General features: G+C 72.6%; 16 protein-coding genes and 2 pseudogenes. 7 read left to right on the top strand and 11 right to left on the bottom strand.

Going from position 1 to position 20,556, the window contains the following annotated elements:
* Positions 1–86: 86 nt before the first annotated feature.
* The 4 genes from AB0I42_RS15075 to AB0I42_RS15060 form a co-directional block, all read right to left on the bottom strand.
* On the bottom strand, positions 87–1,706 hold the full coding sequence (locus AB0I42_RS15075) for a cytochrome bc complex cytochrome b subunit (RefSeq protein WP_357537661.1): 1,620 nt from the start codon (positions 1,704–1,706) through the stop codon (positions 87–89).
* Positions 1,703–2,806, bottom strand: a complete 1,104-nt coding sequence (locus AB0I42_RS15070) for a Rieske 2Fe-2S domain-containing protein (RefSeq protein WP_357537659.1) — start codon at positions 2,804–2,806, stop codon at positions 1,703–1,705. Before AB0I42_RS15070 ends, AB0I42_RS15075 begins: the two co-directional genes overlap by 4 nt.
* The gene (locus AB0I42_RS15065) at positions 2,803–3,660 is read right to left on the bottom strand and encodes a cytochrome c (RefSeq protein ID WP_357537657.1); all 858 of its coding nucleotides are present in this window, start codon (positions 3,658–3,660) and stop codon (positions 2,803–2,805) included. The genes AB0I42_RS15070 and AB0I42_RS15065 overlap by 4 nt, the downstream gene beginning before the upstream one ends.
* A gap of 81 nt (positions 3,661–3,741) precedes the next feature.
* Entirely contained in the window at positions 3,742–4,341 is a 600-nt protein-coding gene (locus AB0I42_RS15060) for a heme-copper oxidase subunit III (RefSeq protein WP_212821133.1), read from the bottom strand.
* Between the two features lie 127 nt (positions 4,342–4,468).
* Between AB0I42_RS15060 and AB0I42_RS15055 the strand changes: the two are divergent.
* From AB0I42_RS15055 to trpD, 3 genes and pseudogenes are all read left to right on the top strand, one after another.
* Positions 4,469–5,401: pseudogene (locus AB0I42_RS15055) on the top strand (cytochrome c oxidase assembly protein); the annotation flags it as partial.
* Between the two features lie 276 nt (positions 5,402–5,677).
* Entirely contained in the window at positions 5,678–6,091 is a 414-nt protein-coding gene (locus AB0I42_RS15050) for a hypothetical protein (RefSeq protein ID WP_357537656.1), read from the top strand.
* Positions 6,092–6,150: 59 nt separating this feature from the next.
* Positions 6,151–7,200, top strand: coding sequence for an anthranilate phosphoribosyltransferase (gene trpD / locus AB0I42_RS15045; RefSeq protein WP_357537654.1), 1,050 nt, complete (start codon positions 6,151–6,153; stop codon positions 7,198–7,200).
* A 116-nt stretch (positions 7,201–7,316) separates the two neighbouring features.
* Here the strand turns inward: trpD and AB0I42_RS15040 are convergent, their stop codons facing one another.
* The 6 genes and pseudogenes from AB0I42_RS15040 to AB0I42_RS15015 form a co-directional block, all read right to left on the bottom strand.
* Complete coding sequence (locus AB0I42_RS15040) at positions 7,317–8,168, bottom strand: alpha/beta fold hydrolase (protein WP_357537652.1); 852 nt, start codon at positions 8,166–8,168, stop codon at positions 7,317–7,319.
* Positions 8,169–8,241: 73 nt separating this feature from the next.
* Complete coding sequence (locus AB0I42_RS15035) at positions 8,242–8,529, bottom strand: Lrp/AsnC ligand binding domain-containing protein (protein ID WP_357537650.1); 288 nt, start codon at positions 8,527–8,529, stop codon at positions 8,242–8,244.
* 145 nt (positions 8,530–8,674) lie between these two features.
* Positions 8,675–9,517, bottom strand: coding sequence for a sugar phosphate nucleotidyltransferase (locus AB0I42_RS15030; RefSeq protein WP_357537648.1), 843 nt, complete (start codon positions 9,515–9,517; stop codon positions 8,675–8,677).
* 275 nt (positions 9,518–9,792) lie between these two features.
* Positions 9,793–10,293, bottom strand: a pseudogene (locus tag AB0I42_RS15025) (NUDIX domain-containing protein); the annotation flags it as partial.
* Between the two features lie 241 nt (positions 10,294–10,534).
* On the bottom strand, positions 10,535–12,325 hold the full coding sequence (locus AB0I42_RS15020) for an HD domain-containing protein (protein WP_357537646.1): 1,791 nt from the start codon (positions 12,323–12,325) through the stop codon (positions 10,535–10,537).
* Positions 12,326–12,478: 153 nt separating this feature from the next.
* A complete protein-coding gene (locus AB0I42_RS15015) occupies positions 12,479–14,218 on the bottom strand; it encodes a DEDD exonuclease domain-containing protein (RefSeq protein WP_357537644.1) in 1,740 nt (579 codons plus the stop codon).
* Positions 14,219–14,345: 127 nt separating this feature from the next.
* Here AB0I42_RS15015 and AB0I42_RS15010 point away from each other — a divergent pair, with 127 nt between their 5' ends.
* The 4 genes from AB0I42_RS15010 to AB0I42_RS14995 all read left to right on the top strand — a co-directional run bounded on the left by AB0I42_RS15010 (position 14,346) and on the right by AB0I42_RS14995 (position 18,783).
* Complete coding sequence (locus AB0I42_RS15010) at positions 14,346–15,773, top strand: NYN domain-containing protein (RefSeq protein WP_357537642.1); 1,428 nt, start codon at positions 14,346–14,348, stop codon at positions 15,771–15,773.
* Between the two features lie 223 nt (positions 15,774–15,996).
* Positions 15,997–16,248 carry a hypothetical protein gene (locus AB0I42_RS15005; protein WP_357537641.1) on the top strand — a complete coding sequence of 84 codons (252 nt, stop codon included), beginning with the start codon at positions 15,997–15,999 and terminating at the stop codon, positions 16,246–16,248.
* A gap of 133 nt (positions 16,249–16,381) precedes the next feature.
* Positions 16,382–17,641 (top strand): M48 family metallopeptidase, encoded by a 1,260-nt coding sequence (locus AB0I42_RS15000; RefSeq protein ID WP_357537639.1) that lies wholly within the window; start codon positions 16,382–16,384, stop codon positions 17,639–17,641.
* Positions 17,638–18,783, top strand: coding sequence for a glycosyltransferase family 4 protein (locus AB0I42_RS14995; RefSeq protein ID WP_357537638.1), 1,146 nt, complete (start codon positions 17,638–17,640; stop codon positions 18,781–18,783). The genes AB0I42_RS15000 and AB0I42_RS14995 overlap by 4 nt, the downstream gene beginning before the upstream one ends.
* A gap of 43 nt (positions 18,784–18,826) precedes the next feature.
* On the opposite strand, the gene AB0I42_RS14990 is transcribed toward AB0I42_RS14995, so the two are convergent.
* Positions 18,827–20,533 (bottom strand): bifunctional diguanylate cyclase/phosphodiesterase, encoded by a 1,707-nt coding sequence (locus tag AB0I42_RS14990; protein ID WP_357537830.1) that lies wholly within the window; start codon positions 20,531–20,533, stop codon positions 18,827–18,829.
* Between the last annotated feature and the right edge of the window lie 23 nt (positions 20,534–20,556).

The following is a 20,556-nucleotide window of genomic DNA, read 5'->3' as shown; positions in this document are numbered from 1 at the left end:
ACCGCCCCAGGGCCGCCGTGGCGGCCCGCAAACGAACGTGGCGCCCACCTCCAGGGTGGGCGCCACGTTTCGTCAGGTGACGGTGGTCAGCGCTTGCCGCTGATCTCCTTCTCCTCGGTGCGGGCCGAGACCGGGGGGTGCCCCGGCGAGACCGGCGCCTCGACCGGCTTCTCGATCGGCACGAAGAAGCCCTTGATGGCCGGGCCCAGCGCCCCGAGCCGGTTCATCTTCTTCGGTACGACCCAACCCGCGTACTCCAGTTCGCCGTGGCCGTGCTCGTCCGTCCCGCCGAGCGGCTGGTGCACCTCGACGAAGCGGCCGTCCGGCAGCCGGCGGATGATGCCGGTCTCCACGCCGTGGGCCAGCACCTCCCGGTCGTGCTGCTGGAGACCCAGGCAGATCCGGTACGTGAGGTAGTAGGCGATCGGCGGCAGCAGGATCAGACCGATCCGGCCGGCCCAGGTCATCGCGTTGAGGCTGATGTGGAACTTGTCGGCGATGACGTCGTTGCCGCCGGACAGGGTCAGCACCAGGTAGAACGCGATGGCCATGGCGCCCAGGCCGGTCCGGTTCGGGACGTCCCGGGGCCGCTGGAGCAGGTTGTGGTGCCGGTTGTCCTTGTTGCGCCGCGCCTCGATGAACGGATAGAAGATCGGCAGCATGGTCAGGACCCCGGGCAGCGCCACCGTCGGCCAGAACAGCGGTGGGATGACGTATCCGTTGCCGATGGGGATGTGGATCTCCCAGCCCGGCATGAGTCGGGTCGAGCCGTCGAGGAACATGACGTACCAGTCGGGCTGGCTCGCCGCCGACACCACCGCGGCCTCGTACGGGCCGAAGAGCCAGACCGGGTTGATCTGGAACAGACCGCCCAACAGCGCGATAACGCCGAAGACGATCATGAAGAAGCCGCCCTGCTTGATCGCGTAGCGGGGGAACATCCGCTCGCCGACCACGTTGTCGTTCGTCCGGCCCGGACCCGGCCACTGGGTGTGCTTCTGCTTGAAGACCAGGCCCAGGTGGGCGCTGATCAGCGCGAGCAGGAGACCGGGGATGAGCAGCACGTGGGCGATGAAGAAGCGGCCCATGATGACCTCGCCCGGGAACTCCCCGCCGAAGATCGACGAGGTGAGCCAGGAACCGATCACCGGGATCGACAGCATGATGGCGGAGGCGATCCGCAGACCGGTGCCGGACAGGCCGTCGTCGGGCAGCGAGTAGCCGGTGAAGCCGGCCAGGAAGCCGACCCAGAAGAGCAGGCTACCGATGATCCAGTTCAGCTCCCGCGGCTTGCGGAACGCGCCGGTGAAGAACACCCGCAGCATGTGCACCACGATCGACGCCATGAACAGCAGCGCCCCCCAGTGGTGCATCTGCCGCATGATCAGGCCGCCGCGCACGTCGAACGAGATGTCCAGCGTGGTCGCGTAGGCCGCGGTCATCGACTGGCCGCGCAGCGGGGCGTAACTGCCGTCGTAGACCACGTGCGACAGCGACGGGTCGTAGAAGAACGTCAGGAACACGCCGGTGAGCAGCACGACGACGAACGAGAAGAGCGCGATCTCACCGAGCAGGAACGACCAGTGGTCGGGGAAGACCTTGTTGAGCAGAGCCCGCAGTGGGGTCGCCACCTGGAGCCGGTCGTCGACCTCGCCTCCGGCCTTGCCGGGCAGCGCGGCTACGTCAATCTTCTTCCGGCGCTTCACGGCCGCTCCCAGAAGTCTGGCCCGACGGTCTCCTTGAAGTCGGACGTCGCCACGAAGAAGCCCTCCTCGTCGACCGAGATCGGTAGCTGAGGCAGTCTGCGGCTGGCGGGCCCGAAGATCGGCTGGGCGTTGTCGGTGATCAGGAACTGTGACTGGTGGCACGGGCACAGCAGACGGTTGGTCTGCTGCTCGTACAGGCTGGCCGGGCAACCGGCGTGGGTGCAGATCTTCGAGTACGCGATGTAGTTGCCCCACATGTAGTCCGCCTTGTCCTCGCGCGCGTTGTTCTCCGCGGCGAGCTGGGCGTCGTCGGCCCGCAGGTGGATCAGCAGGGTGGGGGAGTCGGCGTGCTTGTTGGTCGCGCCACCGGGGATGCCGGGGAACACCGTGATCTGGCCGCCGACGCTGACGTCCTCGGGCCGGATCGGGGTGCCGTCGGAGTGGGTGAGCCGGATCAGGTGGGTCGTGCCACCCTCCTCGGCCGGCGCCCAACCCGTGGTGAACATCTGGTTGTTCGTGTGCGGGTTCTTGATCAGACCGCCGACCAACGGCGCCGCGGCGACGGCGGCGACCGGCGCCAGCCCGGCGAGCAGCGAGATGCCGAGCAGCGGCCGACGCTTCACGCCCAGCTCGTCGACCATGTACGTCAACGTGCTACCGGTGATCTTGCGGTCGTCCGCCGGCGAGCCGCCGTCGTGCCGGCCCTGGATCGCGACCTCGTGCGGGATCAGCTTCTTGCCCCAGGTCAGGATGCCGAACCCGACGCCGAGCAGGGCGATGCCCAGGGTCAGCCCGAGCAGCGGCGTGTAGAACTTGTCGGCGCCGTTGCCGGCCTCGTGCTCCCACGGCCACCAGATGTAGACCGCCAGGAACGCGGTCGCGGCCAGGCCGGTGATCAGGAAGAACCCGGCGACGACCCGGACGAGGCGCCGCTCCGCCTTGGTGCCGGGCACCGGGAACGGCGGCTCGTAGTGCACGATCTCGATGTCGTCCCGCCGGGCACCCTCGCGCAGGACGTCCCAGTTGGTCAGGCGCGGATCGTGTACGTCGATCGGCTCCTGTTCGGCGCTGTGCGCCTTGGTCTCGGTGTGCGTGCTCACGACTTCCCCGCAATCCACAGACTGGCGAAGATCAGGGCGACCATGCCGACAAGGAAGACCGCCACGCCCTCGGTGACCGGGCCGTAGCGTCCGAGGTTGAAGAACCCGCCCGGGTCGCCGTCGGTCTTCAGCGACTCCTGGACGTACGCGATGATGTCGGCCTTCTGCTCCGGCGTGAGCTGGTTGTCGCCGAACACCGGCATGTTCTGCGGGCCGGTGAGCATCGCGGCGTAGATCTGCCGGTCGGTCGAATCGTTCAGCGACGGGGCGTACTTGCCGGACGAGAGGGCGCCGCCGCCGCCGCTGAAGGCGTGGCAGGACGAGCAGTTGACCCGGAAGAGGTGGCCGCCGTTGGCGACGTCACCGCCGGCCTTCAGGTCGCCGTCCGGGACCTGCGGCCCGCCGCCGAGTTCCTGGATGTACTGGCCGAGCTGGCGGATCTCCTCGTCAGTGAAGACCGGGGGCTTGCGCGGCGCCTGGGCCTCCTGCCGGGCCATCGGCATCCGGCCGGTGCTGACCTGGAACTCCACCGATGCCGCGCCGACGCCGATGAGGCTCGGGCCACGCCCGTCGACACCCTGCGCGTTGCGACCGTGGCAGGTCACGCAGCTCACGTCGAACAGCGCCCGGCCGTCCTCGGCGGCGCTGGTGAGCTGGGGGGTGTCCTCGGCGTTCAGGCCGGGCGCGAAAACGGTGTACGCGCCACCGGCCAGCAACAGCGCGGCGAGCAGGCGGAACGCGGCGCCCACACGCCGGCGGCCCCGGCTGCGGGGTGTCGACCGCCCGCGGCGGAGCCGCGCGAGCAGGCCGCGCTCGCGGTCGCCGCGCCGGTCGGCGGGGGTGTCAGAAGTCATGGCCTGTGTCCTTAACGGTTTCTCGACCTTGTCTCAGGGACGGGGCGGCAGCGCGGAATGTGACAGCGCGGTTCGCCAAGATCACTGAAGCCAGTAGATCATGGCGAAGAGGGCGATCCACACGACATCGACGAAGTGCCAGTAGTAGGACACCACGATCGCCGAGGTCGCCTGTGCCGGTGTGAACCGGCCCATGGTGGTGCGGATCATGAAGATGATGAAGGCCACCAGGCCGCCGGCCACGTGGAGACCGTGGAAGCCGGTGGTCAGGTAGAACATCGAGCCGTACCCGTCGGTGTTGATCTTGATGCCGTGGTGCACCAGCTCGCGGTACTCGTTGAGCTGTCCGAGAATGAAGATCAACCCCATGATGAAGGTGATCGTGAACCAGCGTCGCAACGCGTGCACGTCACCCCGCTCCGCCGCGAACACGCCGATCTGGCAGGTGATCGAGGACAGCACCAGGATCACCGTGAAGGTCGTCGCGTACGGGATGTTGAGCACCGGCGTGTGCTTCTCCCACATGCTGTAGTCCGCAGCGCGGATGGAGAAGTACATCGCGAACAGCGCCGCGAAGAACATGAGCTCGCTCGAGAGCCACACGATCGTCCCGACGCTGACCATGTTGGGACGCGTCAGGGAGTGGATCCGGCTCTTGTCAATGGCTGGGGCCGCAGTCACGCGGTCATTATTGCCCCCGACCAGGTTCGCCGATCGCCGGGGTCACCAAACTGGGGTGAATCACGGGTCGGCTGACCTCGCCCGCTTCGGCTGGCCTAGCCTCGGCAACGTGCTCCAGGTCGATCCGATCACCACCGTAACCCCGGCCCAGCTCCTGGCGGTCGCGGCGCAGGGCGAGGCCCTGCCGCCGCCGTTCACCGTCGCCGCCCTCTTCACCCAGGCCCGGCTCGACAACTGGCTCGCCCTCGGCCTGGTCCTGGCCGCCGGGCTCTACCTCTACGGCGTGCACCGGCTGAAGCTGCGCGGCGACCGCTGGCCGGTCGCCCGTACCCTGCTGTTCCTCGGACCCGGCCTCGGCGGCATCGCCGCCGTGACGCTCAGCGGCCTGCACGCGTACGACACCACGCTGCTCTCGGTGCACATGGTGCAGCACATGGTGCTTTCCATGATCGCGCCGATCTTCCTCGCCCTCGGTGCCCCGGTGACGCTGGCGCTGCGCACCCTCGGGGCCGCCCCGCGCCGCCGGCTGCTCGCCGTCGTGCACAGCCGGTTCGCCCGGGTCGTGGCGCACCCGCTCTTCGCGTTCGGGCTCTTCGTCGTCAACCCGTTCGTGCTCTACTTCACCGGCCTCTACCGGCTCACCCTGGAGAACGCGTTCGCCCACGAGGTGGTCCACGTCCACTTCATCCTCACCGGCTGCCTGTTCTTCTGGCCGCTGATCGGGCTCGACCCGCTGCCCGGCCGCTGGCCCTATCCGGGGCGGGCCCTGCTCATGGTGCTGTCGGTGCCGTTCCACACCGTGCTCGGGCTCACGATCATGCAGAGCAGCACGCTGTTCGGCGGCGACTGGTACCCGTCGCTCCAACTCGCCTGGGCCGACCCGTGGACCGACCAGAAGATCGCCGGCGGCATCCTGTGGGCCGGTGGCGAGTTCGTCAGCGTCACCATGCTCGCCGTACTCGTCGTGCAGTGGATGCGGCAGTCCGAGCGGGAGGCCCGCCGGATGGACCGCGAACTCGACCGCCAGGAGGCCCGCGAGCTGGCCCGGCAGGCGTCCGGCCCGGCCGACCCGGCCGGCGGCGTCCGCCCGGCCGGCGGGGCGGCGGACCCCGACGGCGACGCCCGCCCGGCGGGTGGGGCGGCGGACCCGGCCGGTGGGGCGGTCGTGCCGCGGCCGGCGTCGGGGACGGCGGACGGCGACCCGGCCGACGGGCCGGCGGGGCGCGAGCCGGTCGCCGGGACGCCCGGTTGACCTCGACCCGGGCGTCGGGTCCGGTCCGGCCGGACCCGACCGGTAGGATCGGCGGGCAGCTACGACGTGGGAGCCTTGCCAGCGATGAGCGATCGTCTTTACACCGTCCTGCTCTACAGCGACGACCCGCAGGTCCGTGACCGGATGCGGCTCGCCGTCGGCCCCCGGCCGGCGAGCGACCTCCGGGTGGAGTTCCTCGACGCGTCGAGCTACGCGGAATGCCTCCGGCACGTCGACGACTACGAGATCGACCTGCTGCTCCTCGACGGCGAGGCGACCCCCGCCGGCGGCATCGGCATCGCCCGCCAGATCCGCGACGAGCGGTCCGACACCCCACCCGTCTGCGTGGTGATCGCCCGGGCCGCCGACAAGTGGCTCGCCGCGTTCGCCGAGGTCGACGCCACCCTCGTGCACCCCCTCGACCCGGTGACGACCGGGCAGACCGTCGCCCGCCTGCTGCGTTCCGGCGCAAAGGGTGGCACGGTGGCGACGGCCTAGTCAGCGCCGCCCGGGTCGCCGCCGCACTCCGACCCCCACCCCCGCTCGGGAGGCCCATCATGGGCGAACGGACCTGGCCCAGCCTGCTGTCCACGCTGCTGCGCGACGAAGAACTCTCCACCGCCGACACCGCCTGGGCCATGGGCGAGATCATGTCGGGTACGGCGACACCGGCGCAGATCGCCGGCTTCGCGATGGCCCTGCGCGCCAAGGGGGAGACCTCGGCGGAGCTGGCCGGGCTCGTCGAGGCGATGCTGACCCAGGCCGTACCCGTCGAGCTGCCCGACGACCTGCGGTCCCGCGCGATCGACATCGTCGGCACCGGCGGCGACCGGGCCCACACCGTCAACATCTCGACCATGGCCGCCGTCGTGGTCGCCGCCGCCGGCGTACCCGTGGTCAAGCACGGCAACCGGGCCGCCTCGTCGTCCTGCGGCACGGCCGACCTGCTGGAGTTCTTCGGCATCCCGCTCGACCTCAGCCCCGAGGGCGTGGCGCACTGCGTCACCGAGGCCGGAATCGGCTTCTGCTTCGCGGGTCGCTTCCACCCCGGCATGCGGCACGCGGCCGTGCCGCGGCGCGAGATCGGCGTACCGACCGCGTTCAACTTCCTCGGCCCGCTGACCAACCCGGCGCGGCCCCGCCATGGCGCGATCGGCTGCTTCGACTCCCGGATGGCTCCCGTCATGGCCGGCGTCTTCGCCGCCCGCCGCGACTCGGTGCTGGTCATGCGCGGCGAGGACGGTCTCGACGAGTTCAGCACCGCCGCGCCGACGCGGGTGTGGGTGGTGCACGACGGCACCGTCACCGAGGCCGTCGCCGACGCCGCCGACCTCGGCGTCGCCCGGTCCCAGCCCGGCGACCTGCGCGGCGGCGACCCGGCCTTCAATGCCGACGCCGCGCGGCGGATGTTCGCCGGCGAGCCCGGCCCGGTGCGCGACGCGGTGCTGGTCAACGCGGCGGCGGCGTTCGCCGCGCACGGTGGGCTTGGCGGCGACCTGCTGACCTCGATGCGGGCCGGACTGGACCGGGCCGCGGCCACCGTCGACTCCGGCGCCGCCACCCGCCTCCTCGACCGCTGGGTCGAGGTGGCCCGCACCGCCCCCTGACCCGCGCTCTCCGCTCCCCGCGATCTTGCGGTTGTCTCCTCCATTCGCCCGTTTCGTCGGGCGAGAAGTGCAAGATCGCGGGGGAGTGTGGCGGGGGGCAGAGGGTAGGGTCAGGGTCAGGGGAGGGTTTCGGCGAAGGTCGCTATGCGGGCCGCCAGTGGGGCGCTGGCGCGTACCCAGACGAAGTGGTCCAGCCGGCCGCCGGCCCGCGCCACGGTGTAACGCTCGCGCTCCACGGGCGCCGAGTCGAACTTGGCGCACAGGTGGTCGAGCGTCCCGTGCGGGGTGAACTGGTCGTCGTCCATGCTGACCGCGAGCACCGGGGTGGTGATCCCGCGGACGGCGGCCTCCGCGTCGACGCCGCGGATCGCCGGGAACCGTCCGGTCCGTGCGGTGTGCCCCCAGTCCCGGATCACCCCGCGCGCCTGCCGGCCGCCGAACCCCCACCCCGGCCACACCCGCAGCAGGGCGGACGTGGCGACGATGCCCTGCGTGTACGGCAGCACGCCGTAGCGCCGGCGGTCCTGGTACAGCCGCCAGTACGGCATCCCGACCGCGACCAGCACCAGCCCGTCGACGGTCGCGTCCCGGGTGAGCGCCAGGTGCAGCACGGCCGCCTGGCCACCGAGCGAGTGGCCGAGCAGCAGCCGGCGCCGGCCGGCGAACCGCGGCTTGAGGGTGTCGAGCACCACCCCGATGTCGTCGACGAGTTCGGCGTAGCCGTACGTCGAGGCACGGCTCGGCGGGGGAGTGCTCGTACCGGTGCCGCGCAGGTCGGCGACGACGACCGCGAGGCCGGCGGCGCGCAGTTCGGCCGCGAAGGGGCGGTAGTAGTGCGCCCGTACGCCCATCGCCGGGAAGATCACCACGACGGGTGCGTCGACGACGCCCTCGGGCTCCGGATAGGTCTGGAGCCCGATCCGGTCGGTGCCGCGGTCGAGATGCTCCTGCGTGTATTCGAGCGTCACCGGGTCAGCCTACGATCGCGAAGTTACCGCTGGGTAGCGTGTTCCGGATCACGGGCCCGAGCGACGTGCCCGCTCAGTCGGCGTCGGCGAGCCCGATCGCGAACGCCTCCTCCAGGTCGTGCCGCGAGTAGGCACGGAAGGCGATGTGCGTCTGCGTGTCGAGCACGCCCGCGACCTTGGAGATCCCGCCGGCGATGACCTCGGCGATCTGGTCGAACTCGCGTACCCGGACCATCGCGACCAGGTCGACACCACCGGCGACCGAGTAGACCTCGCTGACCCCCGGCAGGTCGGCCAGCCTTGCGGCCACCTCCGGGATCGAGTCGGTCTCGCAGTCAACCAGGACTATCGCCGTGATCACCGGGTCCACCTCTCCACGCCAGCTACCTCGCCGTACATCCTAGATCCGCGACCCGGTCCGCGCCGCGCGCTCCCTGATCACGGTGACCAGGGACGGTGCGCCCGACACGCGACGACGCGCCCGACCCGGTCCCTGATCACGCGGATCAGGAGACGGTGAGGTCGCGGCCGACCCGGATCGCGTCGCTCAGCGTCTCGCCGGCCGCCACCACCGCGCCGGGCCAGACGACCGCCCGCCGGACCGTCCCCGCCACGTCGGCATCCGCGCCGACCACGGCCTGCCGCACCGTTCCGCTGACCCGGGCCCGCGGGTGCACCAGTTCGCCGCCACCGGCCGCGTGCAGGTTCGCGGCCAGGTAGTCGCGTGGTGTGCCGGTGTCCAGATAGGTGCCGGTGAACGGAACCACCTCGAGCGCGCCGGCCGCCTCGGCGGGCCGCCAGACGGTACGCACCAGTTCCGCCGGATCCGGCGGCAGGTCGCGGACGTACCGCCAGGGCAACAGCGAGAACCCGGCGAAGCGGTGGCCGCTGAACCCGCCCCGTTCGGCCGGGTCGTCGAGCGGCTGCCCGAGCAGGCGTACGGTCTCCCCATCCCAGCCGGCGAGCAGCGCGGCGATGTCGGCACCCGGTGGGACGTCCGCGGCGAGGTATGCGTCGGCGTTGCCGACCAGCACCCCCCGCCCGCCGATCCAGTCCCGCAGGTTGCCGACCCCGCCGGACGTGCCCAGCGGATCGCCGGGCTCGACCGACAGGTGGGTCCGGTCGCCGATGTGGTCGACCACCCGGTCGCCGAGGTAGCAGGCGTTGACGGCGACCCGGTCGGTCCCGGTGAGGCCGAGTCCGGCGACCCGGTCCAGAGCACGGTCGAGCAGCGCCACGTTCCCGACCGGACACAGCGCCTTGGGCAGGTGTTCGGTCAGCGGCCGCAGTCGCCGGCCCTCGCCGGCGGCCAGCACGACGGCACAGATCCCGTCGGCCGGCCCGGTCACCGGCCGTCCTCCGGATCGGAGCGCGGATCCCCGGACCCGGCGGCCGGCACGGGTTCCACCGTCTCCGGGCCGGCGGCCCGGTCGCCGGTCGGTCCGGTGCCGGCTGGTTGCGCGTCGGCCGGTCGGGTCCCGGCCGGTGGCGCGCCCGCTGGTTGCGTGGCGTCCTGTCGCGTGGAGCCTTGTCGCGCGGCCTCTTGTCGCGCGGCGTCTTGTTGCGTGGAGCCTTGCCCCGTGGCGTCTGGTGGCGGGCCGGCCGGGCCGGCGTCGGTGGGGGTGGCGAGCGGGCCGATGCCGTAGTGGGCGAGGAGCCGGGCGGTCGCCTGCGTCAGCCGGGGCAGCGCGTCGAGCGAGTGCCACCGCGCCTCGAACACCTCGGCGCCGTCGACCGACAGGGTCGTGCCGGACGCCGGTACGGATGCCTCGAACACGACGTCGACCCAGCCCTTGGCGTGCACGATCGCGTTCGGGACGGCCGGCCGCAGGGCGCTGGGCGGCAGCCGTACGCCGCTCTCCTCGTGCAGTTCGCGGGCCGCGCCGACGACGGGTGCCTCACCTCGTTGCAGCAGCCCGGCCGGCAGGCTCCAGCCGCGCCCGGGTGGCTGCCGCAGCAGCAGTATCCGGCCCGGTGCCCCGGCCTCGCTGTCACGCAGCAGGGTCACCGCCCCGACGATGTACTTCGGTACGGCGAGCCGGACGAGCCGCCGCCGCAGCGGGTGCGGCAGCCGGTAGAACGTCCGGTAGAACAGAGCACGACTGGGCGACCGCCGGGAGTTCACCCCCCAAGGCTAGAGCCTCACCCGAGACCCGGCTCACACCCCCACACCCCGCCCCGCGTGAGCCACCCGTGTCCAGGCCGCGCTGATTGCCGCGTTGATCAAGGACAAACCGTGCCCACTGCGCCACGATTTGTCGCGCAACAACCCCTTGATCAACGCGCCCCTGGGCGAACCCGTTCCGAGCGGCGGTTTGACCCGGCACTCGCGACAAGGAGATGCTCTTGAGCAGCCCGAAGGGCTTCTAATTCCTTTTGTCCACCAGGTCGATCAGCTGCTCGACCACCTGGTCCGGCTCGATGGCGCGGTCGAACACCGCGACGAGCATGGTCTCCAGGTCGGGGTAGCCCATCTCGCCGGCGAGCCGCCGCAGTGGCGCGTCGTTGGCCAGGCCACGGTCGTGTTTGCGCAGTGCGAGCCCGATGGTGGCGCGGCCGAGGCGTACCTTGTCGGCGATGCTGATCCCGGGTTCCTCGTGTTCGGCGAACCAGCGGTTGATCTGCATCTGGGCGTGCGGCGACTTGACGAAGCCGAGCCATTCCCGGCGTGGCCCGGCCGCACCACTCCGCGCGTCGATGTGGGCGTGCCCGTCGCTCTCGGTGAAGATCTCCACGACGTCGCCGTCGTCGAGTGGGGACGAGAGCGGGGCGAGCCGGCCGTTGATCTTCGCGGCGAGGCAGTGGTCGCCCTTGTCGGTGCCGAGTTCGTACGCCAGGTCGACCGGTGTGGAGCCGGCCGGCAGGACGAGCTGGCGGCCGTCGGAGAAGACCTGGATCTGGCTTTCGGAGAGGTCGCAGCGCAGCGATTCGAGGAACTGGGCCGAGTCGGCGGTCTCCTGCTGCCAGTCGAGCACCCGCCGCAGCCAGCCGAGCTGGTCGGCGCCGCTCTCCCGTTCGCCGTCGGGCCTGGGGAAGCGGAACTGTTCGGCGACGCCGTATTCGGCGGACCGGTGCATGGTCTCGGTGCGGATCAGCACCTCGACGGGGCGTTCGTCGGGGCCGACGACGGTGGTGTGCAGCGACCGGTAGAGGTTGTTCTTCGGAGAGGCGATGAAGTCCTTGAACCGGCCGGCGATGGGGCGCCAGCGACCGTGGATCGCGCCGAGCGCGGCGTAACAGTCGGTGTCGGGGCCGTCGACGACCACGGCGATGCGGGGCAGGTCGTGGGGGACCGGCGACCGCTGTGCGACGGTGTCCTTCCAGATCGAGTAGAGGTGCCGGTCACGGACGGCCACCGTGGCGGTCACCTTCTCGTGACGCAGCGCTCCCTTTGCCTGCGCCACGACGTGCGTCAGGTATTCGGTCCACCCGGGACGGTGCTCGATGTGCTGCTTTATCTGGGCGTGTGCCTCGGGCTCGAGGTGCAGCAGCACGGTGTCGTCGAGGTCACGCTTGAGCGCCTGGATGCCGAGCCGGTCGCAGAGCGGCACCAGCACGTCCTGGGTGGCGCGGGCGATCCGGGCCCGCGAGGCGGGGGAGCGGGCGTCGAGCGTACGCATGTTGTGCAGCCGGTCGGCGAGCTTGATGATCAGGACCCGGACGTCCTTGCCGGCGGCGACGATCATCTTGCGGATCGTCTCGGCCTCGGCGGCCTTGCCGTAGAACGCCTTGTCGAACTTGGTGACCCCGTCGACCAGGTGGGCGACCTCGGGTCCGAAGTCGTCGTCGAGCGCCTGGAGCGTGTACTGGGTGTCCTCGACCGTGTCGTGCAGCAGCGCGGCGACCAGGGTGGTGGTGTCCATGCCGAGTTCGGCGCAGATCTGCGCGACGGCCAGCGGGTGGGTGATGTAGGGCTCACCGCTCTTGCGGAACTGCCCGCGGTGCATGTTGTCGGCGATGGCGTAGCTGCGCCGCAGGACGGCCGCGTCGGCGGAGGGGTGGACGCTGCGGTGGGCCCGGGTCAGTTTGGCGACCGGGTCGTCGTCGGACGACGGCCAGGACAGCAGCGACCGTAGACGTCTGGTCAGCGGGATCTCGCTCTGCTTTGTCGACAGGGCGCGTCCGAGAACGGCGCCGCGGCCGGCGTCGAGGTCCACGCGGTGACACCTCCTCACCCCGCCCCTGGGTCGTCCCGACCCGCGTCCGGACATGTTGGACGGGCCGGCAGACGTCCGAACCGGGCATTGGCTGCCAGTAATCTACTTGGCTAACAGCCTATGCGAGGGAAGGTAGTCCGATCGGGTAGTTGCTTATAGGCTTTTGGTCGAGTCTTTTGTCGACGGTGCCCCTTCGGCCCTCCTGAGCAGCTCACGGTAACGAGCCGCACCACGAACAGGTGACACCCATCCGGTGGAGGTCTCCACCAGTCGGGTCTCCGGCCGCTCCAGCCAGTTGAGGATCCGCTCGGTCTCCTCCGCCGTGGCGTTCGGGATCGGCCCCGTCCCCGGCAGCACCGTCTCCGCGGTCGCCCGGAGCAGGTCCAGCGTCGGTCGGGGGTGGACACCCGGCGGCGACGTGCCGGCCGCCGCGAGCCGGCCGTGGCGTACGACGGCGATCTCCCAGCCGCCCGCCGGTGCCCGCCGGGCGGCGACGAGCTGCGCGATCGTGGTCAGTCCGGTTAGCCGCTGCATCCGGATGGCGGCCCGCAGCACGGCGGCGAGCCGGCCGCGCACGACCGCCGCCTCCTCGTAGCGCTGGGCTTCCGCGAGCGTGTCGATGCGGGCCAGCAGCGCGTCGACCACCACCCGCGGATCGGTGGCGGCGGTCCGGAAGGGGTCGACGGCGGTCCGCTCGTAGTCGGGCACCGAGATCCGGTGCTCGCACGGCGCCGCGCACCGGCCCAGTTCGGCCAGGACGCAGGCCGCGATCGTGGTGCGGGTGGACAGCTTGTGGGTGCACTGCCGCAGCGGCACCGCGTCGTGCAGGCCGGCCGCGGCCAACTCGGCGCCCTGGCGCGAGGCGAACGGCCCCAGGTAGGCGTCGTCGTCCTCGGCCAGCGCCCGGACGACGGACAGCCGCGGGTAGGGCTCCCGGGTGAGCTTGAGCCAGACGACCCGCTCGGGGAACTTCGACCGCCGGTTGTACGGCGGCGCGTGCGCGGCGATCAGCCGCAGCTCGCGTACCTCGGCCTCCAGCGCGTGGGCGCACTCGACCGCCTCCACCCGCTGCGCCGCCCCGATCATCTCCGACATCCGGGCCCGCTTCTCGGCGGCGGTGAAGTAGCTGCGGACCCGGGTCGCGATGTCGACCGAGGTGCCCACGTAGAGCGGGCGGTCGTCGGCGGCACGGAAGATGTAGACGCCGGGCACGTGCGGCAGCCCGTCGGCGAGGTGCCGCTTGCGCCGCTGGGTCGGGGTGACCGCCTTGGCGAACTCGATCGCGTCACCGATGGTGTGCACGCGGTGCCCGCCCAGCCGGGCGATCAGGCCGTGCAGCACGTCGACGGTGGCCTTCGCGTCGTCGAGGGCCCGGTGGGTCGGCTGCTGCCGGGTACGGAAGAAGGCGGCGAGCGTGCCGAGCTTGCGGTTGGGCACCTCGTCACGGGTCAGCACCCGGCGGGCCAGCGCGGCGGTGTCGAGCACCCGGGGGTTGGGCCAGGTGTAGCCGTGCCGGGCGCAGGCCGCCTTGAGGAACCCGACGTCGTACGGCGCGTTGTGCGCGACCAGCACGGCGCCGCGCAGGAACTCCAGGAGGCTGGGCAGCACCACCTCGACCGGCGGGGCCGGGGCGACCATCGCCTGGGTGATGCCGGTCAGCACGGTGATGAACGGCGGCACCGGCACCCCCGGGTTGACCAGCGTAGCCAGCACCCCCAGCTCCTCGCCGCCACGGACCTTGACGGCACCGATCTCGGTGATGCCGCCGCCGTCGGGGGCGCCGCCGGTCGTCTCCAGGTCGACCACGACGAAGGTGGTCTCCCGTAGCGACACCGCGCCCGGGTCGGCGAGTTGGGCGTCGAGGGTGCCCTGGACGTAATCGGGTCGGACCACGGGCGGCAGGGTACGGTGCCGGTACGACACTCCCGCCCCACGGGTACCAGCGGTAACGATCTGGTCTCCGCGGTCAGTTCGCTGAGCCATCGAGCGGGAGACGCCGGGACGGTGGGAGACTTGTCTGATGTCCCTGCCGGAACCGTCCGACGACCGCCCGCCCGTGGCGGCGGTCGACGCTGCGCGCACCGCCGAGGCGGACGCGCCGCCGGACGACGCCCTGGCGGGGACCGACGCCGAACTGGATCTCGAGCCCGAACCGGTCCTGCCCGAACAGGTCCGGCAGCGCGTGGTGGCGCTCGCCGCGACCGCGTTGCCCGGCCTGCCCGGCGACGAGCTGCCGGTCGCGCTGCGCAAGGTCGCCAAGTTCGCGCCCAACCGCCGGGCCCGGCTCGGCGGTGCCGCCATCGCCACCCAGCTCGCCGGTGACCCGCTCTTCCGGCAGCGGATCACCAACCGGGTGCTCGCCGAGGCCGGTGAGCTGGGCGCGGCGGTCATCGAGGGCGCTTGCCCGGCCGCCGCCGACCCGGTCGAGGTGGCCGCCCTGGCCTACCTGGCCCGCCCGGCGGGCTGGCGCGACCTGGTCGAGGCCGCCGGTGCGGCCGTACGGGCCGAGGCCGACAGCGCGGTCGTCGCCGAACTGGTACGGGAGGCCGAGCAGCGGGCCACCCGGGCCGAGCACGACCGGGCGGTCGCCAAGGTCGAGGCCGACAAGCTGCGCGACGAGCTGGCCCGGGTCCGCGAGGAGCTGGGCCAGCTACGCGAGGAGTCCCGGGTGCTGACCCGCACGCTGCGCGAGACCCAGGCCCGGGAGCGGCGGGCCGCCGAGCTGCTGGCCACCGAAAAGGGCCGGGCCAACCGGGCCACCGCCGACCACGACGCCGAGCTGCGTCGCGTCCGGGCCCGCCTGGCCGAGGCCGAGTCGCTGGCCGGTGCCGCCCGGCACAGCGCCAAGGAGGCCCGGTCGGTCGACGACGCACGGCTCTGGCTGCTCCTGGAGACCATCGGCCAGGCCGCCGTGGGGCTGCGCCGGGAGCTGGCGCTCGACCCGGCCGACCGGCTGCCGGCCGACTTCGTCGCCGACGAGTTCGCCGAGGTGCCCGGCGCCCCCGACAAGGCCCGGGCCCGGGCCCAGGACACCGACGACCCGGGCCGGCTCGACCAGTTGCTGGCGCTGCCCCGGGCGCATCTGGTCGTCGACGGTTACAACGTCACCAAGCGCGGCTTCGCCGAGATGTCGCTGGAGCAGCAGCGCAAACGGTTGATCACCGGCCTGGGCGGGATCGCGGCGCAGACCGGTGACGAGGTGACGGTGGTCTTCGACGGGGCCGAGCGGGTGCACGGGCTGCCGCCCGCCCCGCGCGGCGTACGGGTGCTCTTCTCCCGCAAGGGGGAGACCGCCGACGAGCTGATCCGCCGCCTGGTCCGGGCCGAGCCCGCGGGCCGCGCGGTGGTCGTCATCTCGTCGGACCGCGAGGTCGCCGACGGCGTACGTCGCCACGGCGCCTACCCGCTCGGCGCCGATTCGCTGCTGCGTCGCCTCGCCCGCTCCTGACCTGCGATTTTTCCTGCCTTCGCGCCTTGGGTGGCGGCGTTTGGGAAGCCGCGAGAGGTTCCGGCGGGGATGACCGGATCTTGACGGCTCATCCGGCGTGCCGGATTTTGTCGTACCCCGGCCATATCGTCACGTCACCGACGGTGGTCGGTCCGCGACGGGCCACCGATGGACGACGAGCCGGGGGCCGGCGTGCGGACCCCGCAACGCTGAAGGAGTGGCGATGCTCATCGATTGCCAGAGCTGCACCGTCCGTGGTGCGGCCTGTCGGGAGTGCGTGGTCACCGCGCTTCTCGACACCCCCCGCGAGATATCCGAGCTGACCGCCGACGACCGCCAGGCGCTGGAGATCCTGGCCCGGGCCGGGCTCGACCCACAGGTGATCACCGACCGGCCGGCGACCCCCGCCCCCGCCGGCCCGGTGCGCCTCGCCCCGCCCACCCGCCGACGCACCCGTCCCCGCCGGGTCGCCTGAGCCGGGCCGGCCCGTCCCCGCCGGCGCGGCCCGTCCCCACCGGGTCGCCTGAGCGCCGCCCGCCTTGCCGGGGCGGGCGCGGTCGCGGGCCATAGGATTGGCTCGCACACCGCGTGGCAGAGGGGACGGTCGGATGACCACTCGGACGTGGGCGGCCGTCACGCTCGCCGCGCTCGTCGTGGCCCTGGTCATCGCGGTGGTCCAGTTGGTGCCGTGGAACCAGCCGGCGGCGCCCCGTGCCGACCAACTCGCCGCGTTGCGTGACCTGCCGGCCGACGACGTCGAGCGGGGCCGCGCGTTCCACGCCGCGCTGCGGCCGGGCAGCTACGGAGCGCTGGCGGTCGGCCTGGTCGTGGCGCTGCTGCTCGGCCTGACACCGCTGGGCGCCAAGCTCGTCGCCCTGGGCGGCCGCCCGTTCGGCGACCACTGGATCGCCCAGGCGCTGGTCGGCGGGCTCGCCGTGGTGCTCGTCGCCGAACTCGTCACGCTGCCGTTCGCCGCCTGGCGGCACGCCGTCGTCGGCCGGCACGGCCTGGCCACCCAGGGCTGGGGCGGCTGGACCGCCGACCTGCTCAAGTCGTACGTGGTCAGCGCCGTGATCGGCGGGGTAACGCTGCTGGTGTTCTACACCGTGACCCGGCTCGCGCCCCGCTGGTGGTGGGCGCTCGGCGCGGCCGGCGCGGCGACCCTGGTCATACTGTTGTCTCTGATCCTGCCGGTCGTGGTCGAGCCGGTCTTCAACCGGTTCACCCCGATGCCGCAGGGGCCGCTGCGCACCGAGCTGATGGCGCTCGCCGAGCGCGACGGCGCGCCGGTACGCGACGTACTGGTCGCCGACGCCTCCCGGCGCACCCGGGCCGTCAACGCGTACGTCTCCGGTATCGGCCCGACCCGGCGCATCGTCGTCTACGACACGCTGCTGCGCGAGGCGACCCCCGGCGAGGTGAAGACCGTCGTCGCCCACGAACTGGGGCACACCAGCAACGACGACGTCCTCACCGCGACGCTGATCGGCGCCCTCGGCGCGGCGGCGGCCGTCGTCACCGTCTTCCTGCTCGGCTCGTGGGGCGGGCTGCTGCGCGCCGCCGGCGTCGACTCGATCGCCGAACCGCGGGCGTTCCCGCTGCTGCTGGCCGTGGTCGCGGTCGGCGCGCTGGCGGCCACCCCGGTCCAGGCACTGGTGTCGCGGCAGGTCGAGCGGCGGGCCGACGTCCACGCGCTGGCGCTGACCGGTGACCCGGCGACGTTCGAGGCGATGCAGCGGCGGCTCTTCGCGGTCAACCTCGGCGACCCCGACCCGCCCCTGTGGCACCAGCTCTGGTCGGCGTCACACCCGTCCACCGTGCAACGCATCGCCGCCGCCCGGACCTGGGCCGAAGGAGACCGTCCGTGAGCGGACCAGACGTCAGCCGCACCCTGCTGGTCACCAACGACTTTCCGCCCCGCCCCGGCGGCATCCAGCAGTTCGTGCACAACCTGGCGCTGCGGCAGCCGGCCGGCTCCGTCGTCGTCTACGCCTCGACCTGGGACGGCGCCGGCAAGTTCGACGCCGAGCAGCCGTTCGAGGTGGTGCGCGAGGACACCGGGATGCTGCTGCCGACGCCGGCGGTGGCCCGCCGCGCGGCCGGGCTGGCGCGGGCGTACGACTGCGACACGGTCTGGTTCGGCGCCGCGGCGCCGCTCGGGCTGCTCGCCGCCGGGCTGCGCAGGCGGGCCGGGGTGCGCCGGGCGGTCGCGCTGACCCACGGACACGAGGTCGGCTGGGCGGCGCTGCCGGGTGCCCGGGCCACCCTGCGGCGGATCGCCCGGGGCAACGACGTGGTCACCTACCTGGGCGAATACACCCGGGTACGGCTCGACCGGGCCCTGCGCGGGCTGACCCGGCTCGAACGGCTCGCGCCCGGCGTCGACGTCGAGGCGTACCACCCGGGGGTGGACGGTGCGGAGGTCCGGGCCCGGCACGGGCTCGCCGACCGGCCGGTGGTGGTCTGCGTCTCCCGGCTGGTGCCGCGTAAGGGGCAGGACGTGCTGATCCGGGCCCTGCCGGCGATCCGGCGCCGGGTGCCGGACGCGGCGCTGCTGGTGGTCGGCGGCGGACCCTACCGAGGCGCCCTCGAACGGCTGGCCCGGGAGACCGGGGTCGGTTCGGAGGTGGTCTTCACCGGGTCGGTGCCGTGGGCGGAGCTGCCGGCGCACTACGCGGCCGGCGACGTCTACGCGATGCCGTGCCGCACCCGTAACCGGGGTCTCGACGTCGAAGGGCTCGGCATCGTCTACCTGGAGGCGTCGGCGACGGGGTTGCCGGTGGTCGCCGGGGATTCCGGCGGGGCGCCGGACGCGGTGGTCGAGGGCGAGACCGGATACGTCGTCGGCGGCCGGGACGTCGCCGCGGTCGCCGACCGGGTCGCCGGGCTGCTCGCCGACCGTGACCTGGCCCGGCGGATGGGTGCGGCCGGCCGGGCCTGGGTGGAGCGGGAGTGGCGTTGGGAGACGCAGGCGGCCCGGCTGGCGGCGCTGCTGCGTCCACCGGGCTGACCCCGGCCGCCGGTCGGGTCGCGAGCGGCGGTGGCCGGGTCGGTCAGGGGGTCGGCTGGCGGCCGGCGACGGTGGTGCCGACCGGCCGGCCGAGCCGGGCCGTGATCTTCTCCGGGGGACCGGGCCGGCCGAAGAGATAGCCCTGTGCGGTGTCGCAGCCGATCGCCCGCAGCCGTTCGGCTTGCCAGGCCGTCTCGACGCCTTCCGCGGTGACGGTCAGGCCGAGGGTGTGCGCGAGCGAGACCAGGGTGGTCAGGATCCGCTCGTCGGTCGCGGTGGCCAGGTCCGGGTACGGCCGGCGGAGCCCCTCCACGAACGAGCCGGCGATCTTCAGCTCGTGGACCGGCAGGGTCCGCAGGTAGGCCAGGTTGGAGTAGCCGGTGCCGAAGTCGTCGATCGCGATCCGGATGCCGCGGTCGTAGAGGGTGCGCAGGGCGCGTACGGGGCCCGCCGAGTTGCCCATCAGGGCGCTTTCGGTGATCTCCAGCTGGAGCCGTTCGGGCGGCAGTCCGGTGTGGTCGAGCAGGGCGAGGACCTCGTCGACCAGGCCGGGATCGTGGACCTGCCGGACCGCGAGGTTGACGCTGACGAACGGGGCGCCGGGGTCGAGGTCGAGCCAGCGCCGTGCCTCGTGGCACGCCTCGGCCAGTGCCCAGCCGCCGAGCCGTACGATCAGGCCGGTCTCCTCGGCCAGCTCGATGAAGCTGTCCGGCCGGAGGGTTCCGGACTCCGGGTGCCGCCAGCGGACCAGCGCCTCGACACCGAGGATGCGTTCGTCGGCGAGCGACACCAGCGGCTGGTAGTCGAGATAGAACTGGCCGTGGTCGATCGCGGCCGGCATCGCCGCCGACAGCGCGTAGCGGGTCATCTCGAGTTCGTTGCGTACCGGGTCGAACAGCGACCACCGGCCCTTGCCGGCGGCCTTGGCCCAGTGCAGGGTGACGTCGGCGGCCCGCATCACGTCGCCGGCCGTGGTGCCGCCGACCGGGCGTTCGACGATGCCGGCGCTGGCCGAGACGGTCAGCTCGTGACCGTCCACGATGGCCGGGCCGGCGATGGCGGCCAGGGCGGCGTCGGCGACGCGTACGACGTCTTCGACGCAGGTGCTGTCCTCGACCAGGATCACGAACTCGTCGCCGCCGAGCCGGGCCACCAGGTGCCGGCCGACGCTGCGACTCAGCCGGTCGGCGACCGACACCAGCAGCCGGTCGCCGATCTGGTGCCCGAGCGCGTCGTTGACCACCTTGAAGCCGTCGAGGTCGAGGAAGCAGACGCCGAGCCGGCGGTCGAGGTGCGGCCCGGCGAACACGGCGTCGAGGCACTGGGTGAACAGGGTGCGGTTGGGCAGCCCGGTCAGCGGGTCGTGGGTGGCCTGGTGCCGGAAGCGGGCCTCGCTCTCCCGCAGCGCCGTCTCGGCCTGCTGGCGGGCCACCATCGCGGCCCGCCGGATCGACTCCTGCTCGTCGAGGGTCCGGTCGCGCAGCGCCCGGGTGTAGCCGGTGACCACCGTGCCGAGCAGCCGGGACAGCCGGTCGCGGGCGTCCTCGCCGGACATCCCGAGGTCGCGCAGCAGGCGCAGGTCGATCACCTCGACCGTGCGGCCGATCCCCTCGGGCGCGGCGATGTGGGCGGCCACCAGGTCGATCCCGATCTGGTAGCCGGCCCGTGGGTGGAACGGCTCGGCGCGCAGCGTCTCGGCGAGCCGGTCGGTCAACCCGCCGAGGTACGCCTCGAGTTCGGTCTGCGTCATCGGCAGGTAGCAGGTGCCGGTGA

The sequence above is a fragment of the Polymorphospora sp. NPDC050346 genome (assembly GCF_040655695.1).
GTDB lineage: Bacteria > Actinomycetota > Actinomycetes > Mycobacteriales > Micromonosporaceae > Polymorphospora > Polymorphospora lycopeni.
Note: the sequence above shows the minus strand (reverse complement) of the source record. Positions and strands in the feature narration are given on the sequence as shown.

What these genes read in the sequence shown, in the direction of transcription:
- AB0I42_RS15065 (WP_357537657.1), bottom strand. Translation starts at nt 3,660, where the DNA reads ATGACTTCTGACACCCCCGCCGACCGGCGCGGCGACCGCGAGCGCGGC.
- AB0I42_RS15050 (WP_357537656.1), top strand. Translation starts at nt 5,678, where the DNA reads ATGAGCGATCGTCTTTACACCGTCCTGCTCTACAGCGACGACCCGCAG.
- trpD (WP_357537654.1), top strand. Translation starts at nt 6,151, where the DNA reads ATGGGCGAACGGACCTGGCCCAGCCTGCTGTCCACGCTGCTGCGCGAC.
- AB0I42_RS15010 (WP_357537642.1), top strand. Translation starts at nt 14,346, where the DNA reads ATGTCCCTGCCGGAACCGTCCGACGACCGCCCGCCCGTGGCGGCGGTC.
- AB0I42_RS15005 (WP_357537641.1), top strand. Translation starts at nt 15,997, where the DNA reads ATGCTCATCGATTGCCAGAGCTGCACCGTCCGTGGTGCGGCCTGTCGG.
- AB0I42_RS15000 (WP_357537639.1), top strand. Translation starts at nt 16,382, where the DNA reads ATGACCACTCGGACGTGGGCGGCCGTCACGCTCGCCGCGCTCGTCGTG.
- AB0I42_RS14990 (WP_357537830.1), bottom strand. Translation starts at nt 20,533, where the DNA reads ATGACGCAGACCGAACTCGAGGCGTACCTCGGCGGGTTGACCGACCGG.